The 3219-nt window shown below is 68.1% G+C and carries 3 protein-coding genes; 2 read left to right on the top strand and 1 reads right to left on the bottom strand.

The features are described from left to right. Positions 1-57 precede the first annotated feature (57 nt). Entirely contained in the window at positions 58-1428 is a 1371-nt protein-coding gene (locus AC3XYG_RS27750) for a glutamine synthetase family protein (protein ID WP_489143111.1), read from the top strand. 45 nt (positions 1429-1473) lie between these two features. Here the strand turns inward: AC3XYG_RS27750 and AC3XYG_RS27755 are convergent, their stop codons facing one another. Next, complete coding sequence (locus tag AC3XYG_RS27755; protein ID WP_489143112.1) at positions 1474-2229, bottom strand: SDR family NAD(P)-dependent oxidoreductase; 756 nt, start codon at positions 2227-2229, stop codon at positions 1474-1476. A 133-nt stretch (positions 2230-2362) separates the two neighbouring features. Between AC3XYG_RS27755 and AC3XYG_RS27760 the strand changes: the two genes are divergently transcribed. After that, a partial coding sequence (locus tag AC3XYG_RS27760) for an AraC family transcriptional regulator (RefSeq protein ID WP_489143113.1) occupies positions 2363-3219 on the top strand: 857 nt, incomplete at its 3' end.

Below are 3219 nucleotides of genomic sequence, written 5' to 3' on the forward strand. Positions count from 1 at the left end.
GACACTTCCGGGCCGCCTGCGAGGATGCACGCCTCTCAGCAACTAACGCGTGACCAAATGCATGTGCACATATCGAACGACATCGTAAGGAATTTCCGCGCGCAATTTCCTGACATCACCCACATCGACGCCCTGGTCTGCGACACGTGCGGCGTCCTGCGTGGCAAGAAGGTCCCCGTCACCGCGCTCGACAAGATCTTCCGCGACGGACTGACCTTCCCCGGCTCCCTGTTCGCCACCGACATCACCGGCGAGACCGTCGAGGAAACCGGCCTCGGTTTCGCCGATGGCGACGCGGATCGCGACTGCTTCCCCGTCCCGCACACCCTCGATCCCGTGCCCTGGCTGTCGCGCCCGACTGGCCAGGTGCTGCTGGCGATGCAGGATCTGGACGGCGCCCCATTCTTCGCGGATCCGCGCACCGTGCTGGCCAATGTGGTCGAGCGGATGAAGGCCGACGGGCTGCACCCGGTGGTCGCGGTCGAGCTGGAATTCTACCTGGTCGACCGCAAGCGCGGCGAGGATGGCCGGCCGCGCCCGCCGGTGTCGCCGATCAGCGGCAAGCGCCAGGACACCACGCAGGTCTACGGCATCGACGAACTCTACGATTTCAACGAGCTGCTGCACGAAATCTATGATGCCTGCGTGGCGCAGGGCATCCCGGTCGACAGCCTGGTTTCGGAATATGCGCCGGGGCAGTACGAGATCAACCTGCGCCATGTCAGCGACCCGCTCGAGGCCTGCGACGACGCCATCCTGTTCAAGCGCGTGGTCCGGTCGGTGGCGGCCAAGCACGGGGTCGAGGCCACCTTCATGGCCAAGCCCTATCCAGACCAGGCGGGCAGCGGCTTCCACATCCATATGAGCCTGCTGGATGCCGACGGCGTGAACCTGTTCGCGGCGGAGGACCCGCACGGCACGCCGATGCTGCGCCATGCGATCGGCGGCCTGGGCGCCACCATGGCCGACGGCATGGCGGTGTTCGCCCAGAACCAGAACTCGTTCCGCCGGTTCCAGCCGAACTCCTACGTGCCGCACGCCCCGACCTGGGCGGCGAACAACCGCAGCGTCTCGCTGCGCATCCCGCCGGGCAAGCCGAAGGACCGCCGGGTCGAGCACCGCGTGGCCGGGGCCGACTGCAACCCCTATCTGGTGGTGGCGGCGGTGCTGGCCGGGGCGCATCACGGCATCCAGCGGCAGATCGATCCGGGCCCGCCGGTCCAGGGCAACGCCTATGCCACGGTCGAGCCGACCCTGACCTCGTCCTGGATCGTCGCGCTGGAGCAGCTCGACGGCTCGGCCTTCTACAACGAGGTCTTCGGCCGCCGCTTCCTGGACGTCTACCTCGCCCTGAAATGGGCCGAGCGCGACAAGTTCTTCTCCCAGATCACCCAGCTCGAATACGACTGGTACCTGAACAAGGTCTGAGAAGACTGCACCGGGCCGTCTCCTGACGGCCCGGCTGGACTTCCCTCAGATGCCCTGGCCGCCGGACACCTCGATCCGCTGCGCATTGATCCAGCGGTTGTCCTCGGACAGCAGGCTCGCGATCATCGGCCCGATATCGTCCGGCAGGCCGACGCGGCCGAGCGCGGTCATGCCGGCGAAGGCCTTGTTGATCTCGGGGTTGTCGCGGACCGCGCCGCCGCCGAAATCGGTCTCGATCGCGCCCGGCGCCACCGTGTTGACCGCGATCCCCCGCGCCCCCAGCTCCTTGGCCATGTAGACCGAGAGCACCTCGACCGCGCCCTTCACCGCGGCATAGGCGGCATAGCCGGGGTAGGACACGCGGGTGAGGCCGGAGGACAGGTTGACGATGCGGCCGCCATCCGCGATCAGCGGCAGCAGCGTCTGCGTCAGGAAATAGACTCCCTTGAAGTGGACATTGACCAGCCCGTCGAACTGCGCCTCGGTCGTCTGGCCGATCAGCGCGTAATCGCCGTGGCCGGCATTGTTCACGAGGTGGTCGATCGTCTCCCGCGACCAGGTCTCGCGCAGCGCCGTCCGCAGCCGTTCGGCGAAGGACGCGAAGGCGGCGACATCGCCGGTGTCGAGCTGCAAGGCAACCGCCTTGCGGCCCAGGGCCTGGATCTCGGCGATTGCGGCCTGCGCGTCCTCGCCCCGGCTCTGATAGGTGAGAACGACGTCGCCGCCGCGGCGGGCGATGCTGAGCGCGGTGTTGCGGCCGAGCCCACGGCTGGCGCCGGTGACGAGGGTGATCTTGGTCATGGTCAGTCTCCTAGGGCGTGACCACCCCAATGTCGGACCGCGGAACCGGCCGTTGTTGCCGGAACCTCGCCGTTTTTTGCCTGATCCTCCGAGAGGCCGTGCGCGACCGGCGGAGACGAATTAGACTCTCGCCATGACAACCCTGCTCGACACCGTTCGCCGCTATGCGGAGGCCAACGCCGACAGCGACGGGATTGCCCAGACGCCGATCCCGGGCCTCCTGGCCGTGCGCGCGACCGCACCCAGCGACCTCGACTACGCCATCCCCCGCCCCCTCGCCTGCCTCGTGCTGCAGGGCAGCAAGCACGTCACGATGGGACCGCAGGCCTTCGCGTTCACAGCCGGCGATTCGCTGCTGATCACGGCGGATGTGCCGATCGTCAGCCAGATCACGCGCGCCAGCATCGCCGCGCCCTATCTCTCGCTGGTGCTGGAGCTGGACCCGGCCGTCATCACCGAACTGGTGATCGAGATGAAAGCCGGAGTCGTGGCCGACCACACGCCCGTGCGGGTCGAACCGACCGACGCCGAGGCGGCCGATGCAGCGTTGCGGCTGATGCGGCTGCTGGATCGCCCGGCATCGGTGCCGGTGCTGCAGGCGCAGCTGGTACGCGAGATGCACTATTGGCTGCTGGCCGGCCGTCATGGGGCGACGATCCGGCGCCTGGGCTGGCCGGACGGCCACACCCGGCGCGTGGCGCGGGCGGTCGCGGTGCTGCGCGCCGAGTTCGCCCAGCCGCTGCCAGTCGAGCGGCTGGCGGCCGTGGCCGGGATGAGCCCGTCGTCATTCCACCAGCATTTCCGCGCCGTGACGTCCCTCTCGCCGCTGCAATTTCAGAAGCAATTGCGCTTGATCGAGGCCCGGCGGCTGATGCTGTCGGAGGGAGCGACCGCGAGCCATGCGGCGTTCGCGGTCGGCTATGAAAGCGTCCCTCAGTTCACACGGGAATACGGCCGGATGTTCGGCCTGCCGCCGGTACGGGACACCAA

It is taken from the genome of Inquilinus sp. (genome assembly GCF_057815775.1).

What these genes read in the sequence shown, in the direction of transcription:
- AC3XYG_RS27750 (WP_489143111.1), top strand. Translation starts at nt 58, where the DNA reads ATGCATGTGCACATATCGAACGACATCGTAAGGAATTTCCGCGCGCAA.
- AC3XYG_RS27755 (WP_489143112.1), bottom strand. Translation starts at nt 2,229, where the DNA reads ATGACCAAGATCACCCTCGTCACCGGCGCCAGCCGTGGGCTCGGCCGC.